Below are 17,912 nucleotides of genomic sequence, written 5' to 3' on the forward strand. Positions count from 1 at the left end.
GTGAACCGCCGTCGATACCAGCACTCTCGCTGACGCGGTGACCGCCGTCAGCACCACCATCGGGACCGTCGTCGGCATTACTGGTTCGTGAGTTGCCGTCGCCAGCACTCTCGCTGACGCGGTGACCGCCGTCAGCACCACCATCGGGACCGTCGTCGGCATTACTGGTTCGTGAGTTACTGGTTCGTGAGTTGCCGTGGGCACCAGCACTCTCGCTGGCGCGGTGGCCGCCGTCAGCACCGGTAGCGTGTGTTGTCGAACCCGTTGGTGCGCTGGCAGTTTCCTTGTTTATGCGGTCGCTGAGCAGGTCGCGCAGCGGAACGATCAGGTGCACCGACGCCCGCGACCCACCCGACGCCCCGCGGCTGCCACCGCGTAGGTGCCGGTCGAGAATCCGATCGAGTGCATCGGCCCGGCGTTTCGACGGACTCCGCGGGTCGCGTTCCCCGCCCGGGCCCGGCCGCGGAGCCGTCAACGGCGACAGGGCGGTGAGCAGCTTCTCGGCCAGCATCCGGTCGACGTCGCCGCCGACGCGAAAACGCCCGTTGGCCAGAGGATGGATTTCGAATCGGTTCAGGTTCGGGTTCTCCGCCATCGGTACCGGCGGCGGCCCCGACGGAACAGGTTCGGGCCCAGCAGGTTCGGGCCCTGCATCACCCAAGCCGCCTGCATCACCCGGGCCACCTGCGTCACCGGAGCCGCCGGCATCATTCGAACCACCGGTATCGGCTCGGCCCGCCTGCTCTTGCTCGCGCGCTCGTTCCTGCTCTAGTCGTTTCTTCTCGGCCTGCTCGTGTCGAGCTCGGGCGCCCTCTGCCGCGGAATGTGCCAAGGCCTGCGCTCGTGCGGTGACCTGCCCGGCGGTGCTGCGCATCGCGTGCGCGAGCAGTTCCGCGACGACGGCGTCGCGGCGCTGCTCGTCGAGGGTGGGGTCGGCGACCACGACGGTGGCGTAGCCGTCGGCGATCGCCGAGGCGTGGCCGGCGTGGATGTCACCACCTGCGAGGGCGTCGAGCACGCTCGGCCACTGGGTGAGCCATTGCCCGAGTTCCATCTGACGCGCCGCGGATCCGTCGGTGATGCGCACCGACTTCGCGTACCAGCGGGTGACGGAGGAGTGCCCGAGTTTCATCGCCAGGCCACGCCGGTCGATCTCGGCGAGCAGTGCCAATCTCGCTGCAGCCAAAGCGTTTTCGTGGGACGACACGTCGGCGAGCTCGGAGGCCAATTCCTGATCCCCGAGCTCGAACACATCCCCCCATGTCTTCACCCCACGAAAGCTATACCCACCCACCGACACGTTTCTGCGACGCCGGTCAACGCTTCCAACGAATACGGATTGGGCCCTTCGCAGTCGAGGGATCGACCACGGATCCCTTCTGGGTGATCTCGACTTCTCCCGCGTCGACCATCCGGCGGGCGGCGCGGCGGACCGGTTCCATCAACTCCCGCCAACCGTCGTCGGACAGGGCTCGTGCGACGTCGGACGGGCAGATCGTGGAGTCGCGGGACCGGGCGTCGAGCAGAGAACGGATCTTGTCTTCGAGTTCTTTGTCGGTGGCGCTCACCTTGTGTCGCCGGCACGCATCGCTGCAGTACTTGATGTCATTCCAGTTCTTCTCCCACTTCTTGCGCCACTCGATTCGTCGCCCACAGGAGGCGCAGACCTTGTCGGCGGGCTGCGCAGTGGAGGAGCGACGAGAATGAGCCATGCTTCGACAGTAACCTCGTTGCATGGCGATTCGACCCATTCTCGTTGCCGGTGACCCGCGGCTGACGACGGTCGCCGAACTCGTCACCGTGTTCGACGCCGATTTGGTGGCGTTCGTGAAGGACCTGTTCGAGACCAACACCGCGGCGCACGGGGCCGGACTCGCTGCCAACCAGGTCGGCGACCCGCGTGCAGTGTTCGTCTACGACCTCAGGGACGGCGGGGTCCGTCACCGCGGGCACGTGGTCAACCCAGTGCTCGAGACGTCGGCGATCCCGGAGACGATGCCGGACCCCGGAGACGGTGAAGGGTGTCTGTCGGTACCGGGGGAGCGGTACCCGACCGGCCGCGCGGACTGGGCCCGCGTGACCGGTGTCGATGTGGAGAACGCTCCCGTCTCGGTCGAGGGCCACGGTTACCTGGCTCGGTGTCTGCAGCACGAGTCCGACCATCTGGCCGGTCACCTGTACCTCGACCGCCTGATCGGCCGCAATCAGCGTGCTGCGAAGAAGATGATCAAGGCACGAGGATGGGTCGGCCCCGGCAACAGTTGGCTGCCCGGGTCCGATGCGGACCCGTTCGGCTGGTGAATCGAACCGGCGATCAACACGCGCCGGTGAGTGCGCATGCCGCTGCGCGTTCCAGCTTCCAACGGCCCTCGGAGACAACGAAACCGATCGAGGACGTCGGCCCGACGGACGTGCCGCTCGCCTCCACCCGTCCGGGTGCTACGGCGTCGACGCGGGCGAACGTCACGTCCGACATGACCCCGCCGCTGTCGAACAACGCTACGTTCTCCTCGAGTGTGCCTTCGAGCGCGTCGGCGCGGTCGGACCGCTCTGCGGTCCAGTCGAAAACGGTACGGAAGATGGCGGTCGCTTCGTCCGGGGTAGGGATGGCTGTGGGCGCGACGCAGGGAGGAGGGGGCGGGAACGACGACGGCGCAACGTTCACCGCGGCGTCGATGCCCGGCTCGGGTTTCGTTGCGGCACAACCGGTGAGCACGACCAGAGCCAGTCCGCAGAGCACGCGACCGACGATCATCAGAACGGGTTGTAGACGTAGAGCATCCGGTAGTCCCACTCCGAGGATCCGGCCGGGATTCGGATCTCTGTCAGGACCCGACCGTTCTGGGAGCGCGAACCGCGGGCGTGAAACGACCAACAATCGATCTGCCGACTCGTGCCGAACGGGCTGACGATCAACAATTCTGTGCTCGCCGCGCCGTATGCCGCAGGGTCGAAGGCGCCGACGAAACTCGAGGTGGAGTCCTTGGGCCCGAACGGGTTGTCGTCGGGAGCGGCGGAGGCTGTCGGCGCGACGAGCACTGCGCCGCCGATCGCCAGCGCGACTCCGGCGAGGATCTTCTTCGGCGATGGTGGCTCCGTTCGTTTCGAGCACGACTACTCAGTGCTCATGGGATCGGCCGCAACCGACCGCGCGTTACGAACCGGATCCTTCCTCGAACGCGGCACACTGGAGTCCATGACAGCACTCGAAGCGCCCATCGTTGCCCAGCGGCTCGGCCGTCGTCTCGCGATGTGGGGCGGTGGAAGTGTGCTCGTCGGAACGGTGTTGGCGTTGCGCGGGTCGTCGCCTGCCCGGCGGGCGTTCGGTCAGCAGACTGCGGGGTGGGGTGCGATCGATCTGGCGATCGCGGGTGTAGGCGCGCTGAGCTCGAAGCCTCCGACTGCCGCGAGTTTGAGCCGGCTGCTGTGGATCAATGCCGGTCTCGACGTCCTCTACGTCGCGACCGGCGCGCACATCGCCGTCAGAAAGCCTCGGTTCGGCGGCCGGATCACCGCTGACCAGGCGCTGGGCCACGGCTCTGCCGTCGTCGTGCAGGGCGCTGCGCTTCTCGCATTGGACACGACACACGCCCGCATGATTTCCGGGTAATCACACGAGTGTCATTCTCGCCGTTGGCGTTTTGTCAAGTACCGACACGTCTGATTTGTTGCGCGATCAGTAGATTTGCGTAACACTCGTCCCATCAGTCACATCAGTATCGTGGGTCACACGGGAAACGGTGGGTTCGTCCATGCGTGTACGTAGTCGGCAGATTGCTGTCGGGGCTGTCCTGGCACTGGCAGTGAGCGGACTCAGCGCTCTGACCGCGCCCACCGTGTCGGCCGAACCGTGCGGTGGGCTCGGTGGGCCGGGCTCGTCTCCGCTGTTCGGGTCGTCGGGTAGCGCCGGGATGTCGGGCAAGAACCCGCAAGGCCCTCAGGGGCCGCTTCCTCGGATCACCGGCAACACCCAAAGCATCGCCTGGGTCACCGGTCCGCAGAGCGTGAACAACACCTACAACGACCTCGCGATGTCCGGCACCGACCTCGGAATCAGTTGGGACAACGGGGCCGGCCAGATCCTGATGGCGTTCGGTGACACCTTCGGAGACTGCTCCTCCGGCAATGCGCAGTGGCGCAGCAACGCGCTCTTCCGGTCGGACAAGGCGTCGACGAATCTGGCGCAGGGAGTCGAGATCGGTCCAGCCGACCCCGCGGACAACACCTCCGGTGCCGTCGTGCGGGCCGGTAGTCCCAACTATGCAGCCGAGATCATCTCCAGCGCAAAGCTGCCCAGCGTCGAGGACACGACGATTCCCACGGCGGCCATAGCGATCGGCAACACCCAGTACATCAACTACATGTCGGTGCAGAGCTGGGGCAGCCCCGGGCGCTGGATCACGAACTACTCGGCGACGGCGAAATCCACTGACAACGGTCAGAATTGGTCGACCGACCCCAAGACGATCCGCGTCAACAAGGGTGTCACCATTCCGGGCTTCACCAACGTCCACGAAAGCCAGGGCAAGTTCCAGCAGAGCGCGTACGTGCTGGGTCGAGACGGCAAGTACCTGTATCAGTTCGGCACACCCAACGGACGATTCGGCGATGCCTTCGTCTCACGGGTGGCACCGAGCGAGATCGAGAACCTCGACGCGTACGAGTATTCGACGCAGGATCCGGATCCGACGAAGCAGTGGTCGAAGAACATCGGCGACACCGTTGCGATCGTCAAGGGCCCGGTCAGTGAGATGTCGGTTGCATGGAACGACTACCTCGGCCGCTACGTGATGATGTACGGGGACGAGAACACACGCACATTGGTCGCTCGCACTGCCGACAATCCCGAGGGGCCCTGGAGTGCGCCGAGGACCATCCTCGATGCCAATCAGACCGCCGGCGGAATCTACGCGCCGTTCATTCACCCGATGTCGAGCGGAAAAGACCTGTACTTCACTGCTTCTCGGTGGTCGGACTACAACGTGCTGCTGTTGAAGACGAATCTCGACGCGCTGAAGTGATCTCCGCGGAGCGTTCGATCGCCGCCTGCAGGTAGGCATCCACCTCGAGATCTTCCGGGGCGGAAAGTAATCCGCGCCGGATCGTCGAGAGATATCTGCTCGACGGTTCGCCGGGCTCTCGGGCGATCGAACTTGTCAGCGTGAACGCGGGTCGTCCGTCGATGTCCGGAAGTCGGAGTAGTGCATCGTACTTCCCACGGAAGCTCTCACCTTCGCGATCCACTGCCAGCTGCGACCATTGTCCGATGGCAAGTGTCTCCGTCCCCCCGACATCGATGGATGCGACGACGTTCTCGACGGCAGCCAGGTGAGCGAACTGGACGCCGTCGAGTAGATAGCCATGTGCTACAGACCGATTCGCGGCATCTGCCGTCGTCGAGACGAACGCGGACGCTCCGGTCCAGCGCCGCGAGACTCCGGCGAAGTACAGCGGATAGTCGATCCACAGCCATTTTTCCCCTGCAGGCAATGCTGTCGAGGGTGCCGGTGGGTGCGCACCGAATTCGGAGCTTTCGTCGGATCCAGTCAGGTAGCTGAAAAACCTCTCGCGCAGGAGATTCGACCCGTACGAGACGTACCAGAGCCGACCGGTCACTCGGTCTCGAACAGCTGCCGGTATGCCTCGGCGAGCAGGTCGGCCGCGAGGTCGTGGTTGTGTGACGCTGCACCCGTCGAGTTGCCGGATCGCATCAGCCTGGCGTTGAGGCCGTAGGCGAGGTCGTCGAACGTGTCGTCGTCGATCCCGAGGTCGACGTCCACGTCTTCTTCCAGCAGCGCGCCGAGGTCGATCGACCACGACCACACTCGTTCGTCCCGGTAGGGTCCGCGCCCGGCGCTGACGGTCTCGTTGGAGACCTCGAGTTGCTCGTCGGTCCGGTCGCGCGGAACGTTGGTGTTGATGCGCAGGTCGAGTTCGATCGTGTCGTCGTCGTGCACGATCTCGTCGACGCGCAGCGTCTCGAAGCCGCCGCACGTCAGCGTCAGCAAGCGCCGAGGCCCGGTGTCGACGTGTTCGTCGGACAGGGCGGCGATCTGCCACAGGTACTTCGCGGTGTTCGCCGGGTCGGGGATCGAAGAGTTGATGTAGTCGGCCACGATGCTGCGGATGGCCGGGTATGCGATGTGGTCGGACAGTTCCCAAAACTGCTTGCGCGCCTTGCCGACAGACGTGTCGAGCAATGTCGCCCGCTTGGCTCTTTCCTTCGGCAGTGCGGATTTCGCGCTCGGTGCCTCGCCGGTCGCACCGGGCTGCGAGGGGCGTTCACGTAGGCGGGTCAGGCGCGCCACGAGATCCTGCAATTGCTCGAGTTGGTCTGCTGTGCCAGAGGTGAAGTCGAGTGCCTCGATGTCGGTCCACACGTCGAGGTCGGCGATGAACTGTGCCGCGACCGAGTCGGAGTACCCGACGTAGGCCTCGTTGTCGGCGAAGTGCAGAACGTAGAGCCCGGCTCGGTGTTCCTTGGCCGCGAAGACCGTGGCGATGGATCCGGCGTCGGTGACGTCGTATCGCTCGAAGGTGAATCCGTCGGATGTGGAAGCTGTCGGCATGGCTGTGAATCTACCGATGTGAGTCGAAAGCACCTATTTTCGGCCGTGTCCGCAATGTCGGGAATTCGTTCCAGAAACCAATGATTTAGGTGAACCTTCGTAAACTGGATGTTCAGACTTGTTCTGGCACCGCGTGTTCCGCATTGTCCGATGTACCGGAAGTACTTCCGCTACCGTGAACGAAAGTTGAATTCGTGGTGCTATCTTGTGGAATGTCTGTTTCCATCGCTAACGAAACAAGCAGGTAACACGCGGTGTGAACAATGCCGAGAGCAGTGCCATCGGGCACGGCCGTGGTGCTCGATGGAAGGTGGTTGCGCGTGGGCGGTTATCTTGCGCGGAGGTTGCTGAACTACGTCGTCCTGCTGCTCATCGCGACGTTTCTGACCTACCTTCTGGCGTCGCTCACGTTCGATCCGCTGTCCAATCTCCTCAGTCGCAACCCGCCGCCGTCGAGCGCTGTACTCGACGCGAAACGCGCGGCGCTGCATCTCGACGATAATCCCGTGTTGCGCTACCTGAAGTGGCTGTGGGCTGTGCTTCATGGTGACTTCGGTCAGACCATCGCGGCCGGCTCCGTCAACGACGAGTTGTGGCGACGCATTCTCGTCTCGCTGCGTCTGGTGGTGCTCGGCACCGTCCTCGGCGCGGTACTGGGAACACTCGTAGGTGCGTACGGTGCCGTCCGGCAGTACAAGATCTTCGATCACGTCGCCACTGTCGTGACGTTCATCCTCATCAGCACCCCGATCCTGGTTCTGGCGCCGGTACTCAAATACCTTGCTGTGCAGGTCAATCAGAGCACCGGTAGCCAGTTCTTCCAATACACCGGTGAGACGTCGACAACACTCGCTCCCGGTCTGATGAACGAAATCATCGACCGTGCTCAGCATTTGCTGTTGCCGACCGTTGTCCTGATGTTGTTCACCATCGGTGGTTACAGCCGCTACATGCGTAGTTCCATGCTCGACGAACTGAACATGGACTACATCCGTACGGCCCGCGGCAAGGGCCTCACCCGCGGCCGCGCGATATTCAAGCATGGCTTCCGAACTGCGTTGATCCCGATGGCGACGCTCTTCGCGTTCGGGATGGGCGCGGTGATCACCGGCGCGACCTTCACCGAGCGAGTTTTCGGGTGGTACGGCATGGGGGACTGGCTGATCTACGGCATCACCAGTCAGGACATCAACATCACGCTCGCGGTCTCGCTGTTCACCGCGCTGTCGGTCCTCGTCTCCGGAATGTTGACCGACATCTTTACGGCCGCATTGGATCCGCGCGTTCGCTACGCGGACTGACCCACCACTTCGAGTAAGGAAAGGATCGGCGATGGCGACACCTGTGGTTCCCGAGATCGCTGCGGTCGAGGGCCCGAGCGACTCGACGGCTCCGATCACACGCAGGCGCTTGGTGCTGCGCCGGTTCCTGCGCAACCGGCCTGCGTTGGTGGGCATCGTGGTGCTGCTCGCGATGTTCGTCGGCGCATTCGTACTCCCGCACTTCATTCCCTTCACCTACGAGGAACTCGACGCGTACGCGCTCAACTCGCCGCCGACCACACGACACTGGTTCGGCACCAACCAGATCGGGCAGGATGTTCTGGCTCAGACGCTGCGTGGACTGCAGAAGTCGCTGATCATCGGCATGCTCGTCGCGCTCATTTCCACGGTGCTTGCCGGCGTCGTCGGCGCGGTGGCGGGATACTTCGGCGGTTGGACCGACCGCGCGCTGATGTGGGTCGCCGATGTTCTGCTCGTCGTCCCGAGCTTCCTGGTCATCGCTATCTGCTCGCCGCTGTTCCGCGACAAGAGCTTCTTCATCCTGGTGTTGCTGCTCGCGGCGTTCGCGTGGATGATCACGTCCCGCATCATCCGTGCGATGACGCGGTCGTTGCGTGAGCGCGAATTCATCCGTGCCGCCAAGTACATGGGTGCGACGCCGACGAGTGTCATCGGGAAGCACGTGCTGCCGTCGATGGCGTCGATCCTCATCGTCGACGTCACGCTCAACGTGGGTATCGCCATCATCGGTGAGGCGTCGCTGAGCTATTTCGGTTTCGGTGTCCAGCGGCCCGACGTCTCGCTCGGAACCCTGATCGCGGACGGTACGTCGTCCGCGTTGACGTATCCGTGGCTGTTCGCGTTCTGCTGTGGCGCACTGGTATTGATCGTGCTGGCAACGAACTTCGTCGGCGACGGCCTGCGCGACGCATTCGATCCGAACTCGACGAGGGGACAGGCACGTGGCTGAGACTGTGCCGGTGTTGAAGGTCAGCGGACTCGAAGTCAGCTTCCCGAGTGAGGAAGGCCGCGTCACCGCGGTCCGCGGACTGGACTATCAGGTCGACAAGGGCGAGGTCATGGCCATCGTCGGCGAATCCGGCTCCGGTAAGTCGGTGTCGTCCCTGGCCGTTATGGGGTTGCTTCCGCAGAGCGCACGTGTCACCGGGTCCATCGAGCTGAACGGCCGTCAGCTACTCGGACTGTCCGACCGTGAGATGTCCCGTGAGCGTGGGCGTTCGGTGGCGATGATCTCGCAGGACCCGTTGACTGCGCTGACGCCCATCTACCGGATCGGTGATCAGATAGCCGAGGCGATCTCGGTACACAATCCGTCACTGAACAAGGTGAAGGTCCAGGAGCGGACCCTGGAATTGCTCGATCTGGTCGGCATCTCCGATCCGAGAACACGGGCGAAATCGTATCCGCACGAGTTCTCCGGCGGTATGCGGCAACGCGTCGTCATCGCGATGGCCATCGCCAACGATCCCGACCTCATCATCGCCGACGAGCCCACCACTGCCCTCGACGTGACGATCCAGGCGCAGATCCTCGACCTGCTGCGCACGGCCCGTGACGTGACCGGGGCAGGCGTCGTGTTCATCACCCACGACCTGGGAGTCGTTGCCGGCGTTGCCGATCGGGCCATGGTCATGTACGCCGGGCGAGCCGTCGAAAGTGCTCCAGTGGACGAGCTGTACGCGCACCCGTCCATGCCCTACACCGTCGGATTGCTCGGCTCGGTCCCTCGCCCGGATCGTCCCGCGCAGGAGCGCCTGGTGCCCATCGAGGGCACGCCGCCCGCTCTGGTGAATCTCCCTACGGGCTGCCCGTTCGGGCCCCGATGCCCGTTGCACACGGAGGCCTGCGACGAAGGCGAACCACCGTTGATTCAGGTTGCCCCGAATCACAGCGCGGCGTGCATCCGTATCGATGCGGCGACGGCCGAGTCGGTGGAGGCGGAGTTCGAGGGTGCTCCACGTTCGGAGGCACCGGCCGAATTGGTGGTGACCGTGCCGAAGGATGCTCCGGTGTTGTCGGTGACCGATCTGCACAAGAGCTACCCCATGTTCAAGGGTTCGGTACTGCGTCGACGCGCGGGCGAAGTGCCTGCGGTGCAGGGTATCAGCTTCGATGTCCACGCAGGGTCCACCTTGGCGATCGTCGGCGAATCGGGCTGCGGCAAGTCGACGACCCTGCTCGAGATCATGGAGTTCGTGAAGCCGCAGCAGGGCTCGATCAGAATCAACGGAGTCGAGCCTTACGGCCTGAGCCGAGCCGAGCAACGAAAGCTGCGCGCGCACATCCAGATCGTGTTCCAGGACCCGATGGGCTCGCTCGATCCGCGAATGCCGGTGGGGGAGATCATCGCCGAGCCGTTGAAGATCAACGGCGTGCCGGTCGACGAGCGCACCCGCCGGGTTCGGGAACTGATGGACACCGTCGGAATGCGTCCCGAGCTCGCCGATCGGTATCCCACCCAGTTCTCCGGCGGGCAGCGTCAACGTGTCGGCATTGCACGGGCTTTGGCGCTCAAACCGTCGATCCTGGTGCTCGACGAGCCGGTGTCCGCGCTCGACGTGTCGATCCAGGCGGGCGTGCTGAACCTGCTCCAGGATCTGCAGGAGGAGCTCGGTCTGGCGTATCTGTTCGTCTCGCACGACCTGTCGGTGGTGCGTCATCTTGCCGACGAAGTAGCGGTGATGCGCAACGGGGTGTTCGTGGAGAAGGGCCCGACGGCGCAGATCTTCGACGCACCCGAGGACCCGTACACACGGGCACTCCTGAAAGCCATCCCCATCCCCGATCCGGTGCTCCAACGAGCCCGAATCGCCGAGGCCGCACAGCTGGCCGACGCCATCTGACCTTGCAGGTTATGTGCACACTGAGAAAGGTGAATTGATGAGAGCCAAGCTATTTCGGGCACTGGTCCCGATCGCGGTGGCCGTGACTACCGTCGGACTGGTGGCGGGGTGCAGCTCCGGCGACACCGGGCCCAACGCCGATGCGCCTGCGTCGTTCGAGAGCGGAGCGCAGATAAACCCGCATCCCATCAGCGATCTCCAGCAGGGCGGAAACATGAACTTCCCGCTCTCGCAGGTGCCGACCAATTACAACTACTACCAAATCGATGGCACGACGGTCGATGCGGCACGGTACTACCTGGCATTGATGCCGAGAGCATTCAATGCTGCAGCCGATGCAAGCCTGACGGTCGCGACGGATTTCTTCACCGACATCACCGAGTCCGAGGTCGACGGCAAGCAGGTCATCACCTACAACATCAACCCAAAGGCGAAGTGGAGCACCGGGCGTCCGTTGGACTACACAGACCTCGTGGCAACGTGGACTGCAAACAACGGTAAGGATCCGGCGTACGAGGCGTCCAGCACCGCTGGCTGGGACAAGGTCGAGTCCGTCGTCCGCGGCGAGAATGACCAGCAGGTCATCCTGACCTTTGCCGAGAAGTTCGGTGACTGGCGATCGTTGTACGAGCCTCTGATGCCAGCTGAGTCCATGGCCAGTGTCGACGCATTCAACACCGGATCTGTGAGCACGATGCCTGCCACCGCAGGCCCGTTCCGGATCCGGACCATCGAGCCCGGTGGCAAGCGCATTGTTGCCGAGCGCAACCCGGACTGGTGGGGCGAAAATCCCGCAGTGCTCGACACCATCACTTACCTCCCACTCGATTCGACAGCGTCCGTCGGCGCATTGCAGAGCGGCGAGATCGACTACTACGAACTGGGGAGCAGCGCAGATGCATTCAAGGTCGCCCGTGGTATCCCGAACGTCGACCTGCGGCAGAGCCTCGGGTCTCAGTACCGCCACTTCGACTTCAACGGTGCTCCCGGGCGCATCACGTCGGACAAGGCGGTCCGGTTGGCTCTGATGAAGGCGATCGACCGCGATTACCTGGCCACCTCGCAGCTCGGCCAGATCACCTCGAACCCGACGGTGCTCAACAGTCACATTTACGTCGACGGACAGAAGGGCTACCAGGCGAACAACGGCGACATCACGTTCGACCCGGAGAAGGCGAAGTCCGAGCTCGAGGCCGCCGGTTGGACGATGAACGGCGAGTTCCGCTCCAAGGACGGTCAGCAGCTCGATCTGCACGACATCATTCCGGCGGACACTCCGAACGCGACGCAGGAAGCGCAGATCATCCAGCAGAACCTCAAGGCTGTCGGTGCCAACCTCATCATCGATGCGGTGCCGTCGGACGACTTCTTCGAGAAGTACATCCTGGTGGGTGCTTTCGACGTCACCCATTTCACCTGGGAGGGAACGCCGTACACGTCCAGCAGTGACGGCATCTTCCGTTTGACGCCCGGAAGTACATTGCAGAACTACGGCCAGGTCGGGTCCGAGGAGATCAACGGGCTGCTCGACAAGGCCGCGGGCGAGCTCGACGACGACGCACGTATCGCCGACTACAACGAGGCAGACAAGGCGATCTGGGCCGAAGGCCACAGCCTGACGATGTTCCAGCGTCCGTTCACCTATGCGACGAAGTCGAATCTCGCCAACTTCGGCGCTCCGGGATTCGGTGACCTCGATATGTCGAAGGTCGGGTTCCTGAAATAGCTCACGGTCTCGGATATCCGGTCGGTGCCGCGGCAGCCACGTTGGTTGTCGCGGCATCGACCGTTGTCGTCATCGCACCGCTGAGTGTCTTCGTTGCGCTCGTCGTCCTCGTCTGGACGGGTTGGTCGGTGGCGTGCGCTCTCCTGTCCGGGCGATCAGCACAGACATCGACCGCCCGAACCACAGTGCGGCGAGTTCGGTTTCAGCACCGCATGCGGTCGCGCGGTTACCTGGAGGTCCACGAGAAAACAGGGCGGGCTTGGTACCCCGTCTACTTCCACACCGGGCTGCTGGCGATCGTTCCCGACGCCGCCGCGAGCGTGAGCAGGTCGATCTTCGGTCGGCGTGCTTTCGTCGTGGAACCGGGGATTCTCGCCGTGCCGTCGGGGCGGCGTCGCACGTCGTTACCTCCCGGCACACCCCTCGATGCCCCTCGCCTCAACGACGTCGATCTGCGTACGCGCAGTGAAAGATTCGGATCGCTACGCCGCCGAATCATGCTCGACGCCCCTGCCGCAGTGGCCGGCCCGTTCATCGGTCTGCTGTGGCTGGTCGTCGACGGCGGGGGATTGGCCGAGTTCGTAGCCGTCACCGTTCTGGCTGCGGTCACTGCGCTCTGGTGGTCGGCGATCGGTGGAAGCGATCCCAGCTGAGCCGTCCTGCCGAGTGCTTCGTCCGACGCATGTTCGTAACTGCCGAGAAACACCCTCGGTCTACGTTCGAGATTCGGACAATTCAGGAGGCATCATGGCGCGGTCGATGGCGGAGCAGGCAGCGGAGACGATCACCAAGGGAATCGGTCGACGTGGATTCATCCAGGCGGTGGCGGCATTGGGCGCAGGCGTCGGAATTGCCGGAACGGCAGCGTGTTCGTCGTCGTCGTCGTCCACCGCCGCCGCGAGTTCGTCGGCACCTGCACCGGTCGGCATTCTTCAGCCCGGATCAGGCGGCATCTCCGGCGATCACTATCTGAGTTCCGAAGTCGACAAGGTCCTGTGGGGGTACGTCCCGACGGTCGAGTCCGAGTCGGTGCTGCAGATGAAGTCCGGCGAGACGGTGACCATCGACGCGCTCAGCCACGAAGGAATTCTCGAAGACCAGGGCCGCGATCCCGTCGACTTCTTCGGCGGCAAGGGCGTATCGGAATCCGACGTGCTGCAGGACGCCATCGACATCGCCGGCGGATACGACCGCACGGTCCGCAACTTCGACGTCGACGGCCCTCATGTGGTGACGGGTCCGGTGTTCGTCGAGGGTGCGCAGCGCGGGGATGTACTCAAGATCGAGACGCTCGAGGCGATCCCACGCGTTCCGTACGGTGTGGTGTCGAGCAGGCACGGCAAGGGCTCCCTGGCGGTCACTGCGTCCGGTGAGGCTCCTGCGGGCATCAGCCTGGACGAGGTGATGCCTCCGATCGCGAGCGACGGCAGGACCTCGGGTGACCCGACGCAGTACGGCAACATCTCCACGTTCACCGCCGTCGAGGACGGGCAGGGTGTGATGCGGTACGGCGATGCGGCCGTGCGCTTTCCGCTGCGTCCCTTCATGGGCATGATGGGTGTTGCCTTCGCCAGCGACCCGGGCCTGACATCACCGAATGCGAATTCGATTCCCCCGACGCTCGGCGGCGGCAACATCGATGTCGGCCTGCTCGGCGTCGGGTCGACGTTCTACCTCCCGGTGTTCGCAGAGGGTGCGTTGTTCTACGTCGGCGATCCGCACATGGCTATGGGCGACGGGGAGGTCGCGCTGACGGCGATGGAAGGTTCCCTGCGCGGCACCTTCCGCCTGACGGTGTGCAAGGCGGGCAGCGGGGATGCGCCGTCCGTCGCGTACTCGTATCCCTTTGCCGAGAACGAGGATTCATGGATTCCGATCGGCCTGTCCGATCCGGACGGTGCCGTCGGCGGCCAGAGTTCGGACCTGAACGCAGCCATGCGTCGCGCAGTGGTCAACGCGCTCGACTTCCTCGAGACCGACCTCGGCATGGACCGGGCGACGGCCTATGCCTACCTTTCCGCGGCCGCCAACTTCACCGTTTCGCAGGTGGTCGACAAGACGGTAGGCGTGCACGGCCAGATCTCGAAGGCGCACTTCGACCGGTAGGAGTGCGCCTTCGGCGCAGTGGTGCGAATAAGTGCCCTCCGCGGCACCTGAGCACGCCACTGCCGAAGGCGCCTCATCGGTGCGCGGTAGCGATGAAATGACGTGTTGCGGCGTCGACGATGTCGGCAGGGGCGATGTCGATTTCGTCGTTCAACCACGCGATGACCAGTTCGGCGAGTCCGCCGATGAACAGCAGGCCGTTGATCTCGGATTGTGGCTGCGGCCAGGCCTGTTCGCCGAACAGTTCGCGTGACTGCTCGGCCACCAGGTGGGCGAACGCGCGCATGGACTTTCGTCGATAATCCCGCAGTGAGTCGACGGCCAGTGACTCGATCATCGCGACGCGTCCCTTGCGGCGGTCGTCGGTGAGCACGCCGACGAACGCTGCTATGGCGTTGCGCACCTGTTCCTCGACGGTGGGGGCCGGGGAGTGCAACGCGTCCATAGCCGCTGCCCGGATCTCGTCGGATACCGACTCGACCACCTTCTCGAGCAAATCCTCTTTGCCGGAGAAGCTTTGGTAGAAGTAGCGCTCGGTCAGTTTCGCCTCCGCGCAGATCGCGGTCATGGTCGTGTTCTGGGCACCGGCCGTGGAGAACACTTCGAGTCCGGCTTCGAGCAACCGCGCGCGACGGTCGGCGGTGCGGTCGTCGGCACTCATGCCGTTGTACCTGCGCGTCGGGGAAGCCATGGGTAGATCTTGACAGAGGAAGCGGGTGTGACGCAGACTACATCTCATCTGACAGGACGCTCTGTCAGATTGACGGAGGTCGACAATGGCACGTGCTCTGGCTGCTCCACCTGCTGATTCAGCGCTCCAACCGGTATACGGTGACGGCGGCATACCCGTCGTGGGGCACACACTCGAATACATCCGAGACCCCCTGAAACTGCTCGGGAGTCGGTGGGAGAAGTACGGCGAGGTGTCGTGGCTGACGATGGCCGGGCAGAAGTGGATCACCGTTCTCGGTCCGGACGCATGCCAAGAGGTGTTGCAGAACGCCGACAAGGCGTTTGCGAACGGTGACGGCTGGTCCCTGCTGATCGGCCCGTTCTTCCACGGTGGGTTGATGCTGCTGGACTCCGACGAGCACCTGAAGCACCGACGAATCATGCAGCAGGCCTTCACGAGGGACCGGCTCACCAAATCCGTCGAGGCGTTGAATCCTGTCACCGCAACCGGTTTGGACGCGTGGCAGGGCGGGCGCGACGTCCAGGTCTACCCGGCGCTCAAAGCGCTGACCCTGGAGGTGGCGACGAGCATCTTCATGGGCGGTGCCGAGGGCAGCACTGAAGCCGAGATAGCCGAGCTCAACTCGAGTTTCGTGGCGTGCGTTCAGGCTGCGACGTCGATCGTGCGCTATCGAGTTCCGGGAACGCGGTGGAAGCGTGGCCTCGATGGCCGCGCCATGCTCGAGCAGTTCTTCCGGCGCTACCTTCCGTCGCGGCGCGCCACCGAAACCGACGACCTGTTCTCGGTCCTGTGCCACATCGAGGGGAACGACGGCGAGCGATTCTCCGACGAGGAAGTGATCGACCACATGATCTTCCTGCTGATGGCCGCCCACGACACGTCGACGATCACGCTGTCGACGATGATGCAGTACCTCGGGCAACACCCCGAGTGGCAGGACAAGTGCCGCGCGGAGTCCGAGGCCCTCGGCACCGATGCGCCGACGCTCGCGCAACTCGACGAACTGCACAGTGTCGATCTGGTGATGAAGGAATGCCTGCGGTTGGTCTCGCCCACTCCGGTGGTGGCGCGACGCGCTGTCAAAGACACCGAGGTGCAGGGGAGGTTCGTACCCGCGGGGACGTACGCGTCGGTCGCGCCGCACTTCACGCACCACATGGAGCAGTACTGGCCGGAACCCGAGAAGTTCGACCCCGGCCGGTTCGCCGACGACCGCCGAGAGGACAAGGTGCACCGCTACGCGTGGGAGCCGTTCGGCGGCGGAGTGCACAAGTGCATCGGCATGTTCTTCGCGGGTGCCGAGATCAAGACGATCATGCACCACCTGCTGCTGCGATTCGATTGGTCGGTCGATCCCGATTACGTTGCGCCGCTGAACTTCACGTCGCTGCCCTTCCCGGAGGACGGGCAGCCCGTGCAGCTACGAAAGCGCTAGATCTTTCCGGCGCGGTCGGTGAGCCAGCCGATGATGTTCGCGGTGACCTCGTCACGGTTCGTCTCGTTGAGAATCTCGTGGCGGGCACCGGGGTACAGAGTGACGGTCACGTCGCTCATGCCGGCCTGGCGGTACCGGGCAGCGAGGGTTTCGATCAACTGTCCGCCGTCGGCGAGCGGGTCGTCGGTTCCCGACGTGATCAGGAGTGGCAGGTCGGAGCGGATCTGCTCGAGGTTGTGTGGATCGGCGAGCTTGTCGGCCTCACCGAACAAGGCAGGGACCGTCGACTCGGGGAGGTCGAAGCCGCACAGCGGGTCGGCGACGTAGGCATCGACTTCGGCCTCGTCGCGCGAGAGCCACTCGTACCCGGTGCGGTGCTCGAAGGCGGCGTTGAAGACACTGAGGTCACCAGCTGGAGCGTCGGCCATGCCGGCGGCGAGGATGTCGAGCGTGGTCGAACCCGACAGCACCACGCCCTCGTAGAGATCCGAGCGCTCGATCAGAACATGCTGCGCGGCAAAGGATCCCATCGAATGTGCGAACAGGAACAGTGGCAGGTCCGGGTATTCGTTCAGCAACGATTCGCCGAGTTGCTCGATGTCGGCCCACAACCCGGCGAACGCGGCAGCCCCGAAGTCGCCCGGTGTGTCGACGATCGACTCTCCGTGGCCGCGATGATCGGAGGCGACGACGTGGAATCCGGCGTCGTTCAGAGCGGCGGCGAATCGGGCGTAGCGGCTGCCGTGTTCGGCGAGTCCGTGTGCGATCTGTACGACGCCGCGAGCCGGGTCGACGGACGTGGTCCAGGTGTAGGTGCTGATCTCGATGTCGTCCTGCTTGGATACGAACGACGAAGCGTTGGCCACGACTATCTCCTCGAAACGGCGATGGGAACGAGACTCGAACCTATCTCCTATGCGTTCTCTATCGGGTCGAAATGCGAGACGACGGGGAACGGCTCGTAGAAGTGATGCAGCAGCGTCTTCCAGTCCTGGTACCGGTCTGACTTCCTGAAGCCCTCGGTGTGGTCTTCGAGGCGTTCCCATTCCACCAGCAGAAGATAGACATCGGGCTGCTCGATGCCCCGCGACAGTGTCAGATTCACGAACCCCGGCATCGAGGAAATGATCGATTTCGCGTCGGCGAAGGCGGCCTCGAAATCGTCGGTTCGGTGGGGAATGACGTGCAGCAGGGCGTGTTCGATGATCATCGAGACAGTATGCGAGGCGGACTCG

The 17,912-nt window shown here is 63.9% G+C and carries 19 protein-coding genes and 1 pseudogene; 10 read left to right on the forward strand and 10 right to left on the reverse strand.

Annotated elements, in window-relative coordinates; all coding sequences use genetic code 11:
• The 3 genes and pseudogenes from CH249_RS09480 to CH249_RS28355 form a co-directional block, all read right to left on the reverse strand.
• Positions 1 to 1,270: 13E12 repeat family protein (locus CH249_RS09480; RefSeq protein WP_256988244.1), on the reverse strand; the 1,270-nt coding region annotated here is incomplete at its 3' end.
• A gap of 46 nt (positions 1,271 to 1,316) precedes the next feature.
• Positions 1,317 to 1,568 (reverse strand): DUF3253 domain-containing protein, encoded by a 252-nt coding sequence (locus tag CH249_RS28350; RefSeq protein ID WP_235387273.1) that lies wholly within the window; start codon positions 1,566 to 1,568, stop codon positions 1,317 to 1,319.
• Between the two features lie 15 nt (positions 1,569 to 1,583).
• Positions 1,584 to 1,751, reverse strand: a pseudogene (locus CH249_RS28355) (DUF2256 domain-containing protein); the annotation flags it as partial.
• Here CH249_RS28355 and CH249_RS09490 point away from each other — a divergent pair.
• A complete protein-coding gene (locus CH249_RS09490) occupies positions 1,735 to 2,301 on the forward strand; it encodes a peptide deformylase (protein ID WP_094630834.1) in 567 nt (188 codons plus the stop codon). The pseudogene CH249_RS28355 and the gene CH249_RS09490 overlap by 17 nt on opposite strands.
• A gap of 13 nt (positions 2,302 to 2,314) precedes the next feature.
• On the opposite strand, the gene CH249_RS09495 is transcribed toward CH249_RS09490, so the two are convergent.
• Together CH249_RS09495 and CH249_RS09500 are read right to left on the reverse strand one after the other, a co-directional pair.
• Complete coding sequence (locus CH249_RS09495; protein ID WP_094681748.1) at positions 2,315 to 2,755, reverse strand: hypothetical protein; 441 nt, start codon at positions 2,753 to 2,755, stop codon at positions 2,315 to 2,317.
• Positions 2,755 to 3,039, reverse strand: a complete 285-nt coding sequence (locus tag CH249_RS09500; RefSeq protein WP_256988246.1) for a hypothetical protein — start codon at positions 3,037 to 3,039, stop codon at positions 2,755 to 2,757. The genes CH249_RS09495 and CH249_RS09500 overlap by 1 nt, the downstream gene beginning before the upstream one ends.
• Before the next feature lie 88 nt (positions 3,040 to 3,127).
• Here CH249_RS09500 and CH249_RS09505 point away from each other — a divergent pair, with 88 nt between their 5' ends.
• On the forward strand, positions 3,128 to 3,610 hold the full coding sequence (locus CH249_RS09505; protein ID WP_218828413.1) for a hypothetical protein: 483 nt from the start codon (positions 3,128 to 3,130) through the stop codon (positions 3,608 to 3,610).
• Positions 3,611 to 3,752: 142 nt separating this feature from the next.
• Positions 3,753 to 5,021: a DUF4185 domain-containing protein gene (locus tag CH249_RS09510; RefSeq protein ID WP_094630884.1), complete on the forward strand. Its 1,269-nt coding sequence runs from the start codon at positions 3,753 to 3,755 to the stop codon at positions 5,019 to 5,021.
• Here CH249_RS09510 and CH249_RS09515 read toward each other — a convergent pair.
• Together CH249_RS09515 and CH249_RS28360 are read right to left on the reverse strand one after the other, a co-directional pair.
• Positions 4,954 to 5,616 (reverse strand): hypothetical protein, encoded by a 663-nt coding sequence (locus CH249_RS09515; RefSeq protein ID WP_094681752.1) that lies wholly within the window; start codon positions 5,614 to 5,616, stop codon positions 4,954 to 4,956. The two genes, CH249_RS09510 and CH249_RS09515, sit on opposite strands and share 68 nt — an antisense overlap.
• Positions 5,613 to 6,569, reverse strand: a complete 957-nt coding sequence (locus tag CH249_RS28360; RefSeq protein ID WP_256988247.1) for a hypothetical protein — start codon at positions 6,567 to 6,569, stop codon at positions 5,613 to 5,615. The genes CH249_RS09515 and CH249_RS28360 overlap by 4 nt, the downstream gene beginning before the upstream one ends.
• Positions 6,570 to 6,889: 320 nt before the next feature.
• Between CH249_RS28360 and CH249_RS09525 the strand changes: the two genes are divergently transcribed.
• The 6 genes from CH249_RS09525 (at position 6,890) to CH249_RS09550 (ending at position 14,548) form a co-directional block, all read left to right on the forward strand.
• Positions 6,890 to 7,870, forward strand: coding sequence for an ABC transporter permease (locus tag CH249_RS09525; RefSeq protein ID WP_032394960.1), 981 nt, complete (start codon positions 6,890 to 6,892; stop codon positions 7,868 to 7,870).
• A gap of 31 nt (positions 7,871 to 7,901) precedes the next feature.
• Positions 7,902 to 8,822 carry an ABC transporter permease gene (locus CH249_RS09530; protein ID WP_045199361.1) on the forward strand — a complete coding sequence of 307 codons (921 nt, stop codon included), beginning with the start codon at positions 7,902 to 7,904 and terminating at the stop codon, positions 8,820 to 8,822.
• Complete coding sequence (locus CH249_RS09535; protein WP_094681753.1) at positions 8,815 to 10,716, forward strand: ABC transporter ATP-binding protein; 1,902 nt, start codon at positions 8,815 to 8,817, stop codon at positions 10,714 to 10,716. The genes CH249_RS09530 and CH249_RS09535 overlap by 8 nt, the downstream gene beginning before the upstream one ends.
• A gap of 37 nt (positions 10,717 to 10,753) precedes the next feature.
• Complete coding sequence (locus CH249_RS09540; RefSeq protein WP_141214702.1) at positions 10,754 to 12,442, forward strand: ABC transporter family substrate-binding protein; 1,689 nt, start codon at positions 10,754 to 10,756, stop codon at positions 12,440 to 12,442.
• 212 nt (positions 12,443 to 12,654) lie between these two features.
• Positions 12,655 to 13,095: a hypothetical protein gene (locus tag CH249_RS09545; RefSeq protein ID WP_143544409.1), complete on the forward strand. Its 441-nt coding sequence runs from the start codon at positions 12,655 to 12,657 to the stop codon at positions 13,093 to 13,095.
• A 94-nt stretch (positions 13,096 to 13,189) separates the two neighbouring features.
• On the forward strand, positions 13,190 to 14,548 hold the full coding sequence (locus CH249_RS09550; protein WP_094681755.1) for an acetamidase/formamidase family protein: 1,359 nt from the start codon (positions 13,190 to 13,192) through the stop codon (positions 14,546 to 14,548).
• A gap of 73 nt (positions 14,549 to 14,621) precedes the next feature.
• Here the strand turns inward: CH249_RS09550 and CH249_RS09555 are convergent, their stop codons facing one another.
• Positions 14,622 to 15,239 (reverse strand): TetR/AcrR family transcriptional regulator, encoded by a 618-nt coding sequence (locus CH249_RS09555; RefSeq protein WP_032394963.1) that lies wholly within the window; start codon positions 15,237 to 15,239, stop codon positions 14,622 to 14,624.
• Positions 15,240 to 15,324: 85 nt separating this feature from the next.
• On the opposite strand from CH249_RS09555, the gene CH249_RS09560 reads away from it, so the two are divergent.
• Positions 15,325 to 16,677, forward strand: coding sequence for a cytochrome P450 (locus tag CH249_RS09560; protein WP_032394964.1), 1,353 nt, complete (start codon positions 15,325 to 15,327; stop codon positions 16,675 to 16,677).
• Here CH249_RS09560 and CH249_RS09565 read toward each other — a convergent pair.
• Complete coding sequence (locus CH249_RS09565) at positions 16,674 to 17,543, reverse strand: alpha/beta fold hydrolase (RefSeq protein WP_094630820.1); 870 nt, start codon at positions 17,541 to 17,543, stop codon at positions 16,674 to 16,676. The two genes, CH249_RS09560 and CH249_RS09565, sit on opposite strands and share 4 nt — an antisense overlap.
• Positions 17,544 to 17,590: 47 nt before the next feature.
• The gene (locus CH249_RS09570; RefSeq protein ID WP_094647130.1) at positions 17,591 to 17,887 is read right to left on the reverse strand and encodes an antibiotic biosynthesis monooxygenase; all 297 of its coding nucleotides are present in this window, start codon (positions 17,885 to 17,887) and stop codon (positions 17,591 to 17,593) included.
• Positions 17,888 to 17,912 lie beyond the last annotated feature (25 nt).

Source organism: Rhodococcus sp. 05-2255-3B1 (assembly GCF_002258545.1).
Taxonomy (GTDB): Bacteria; Actinomycetota; Actinomycetes; order Mycobacteriales; family Mycobacteriaceae; genus Rhodococcoides.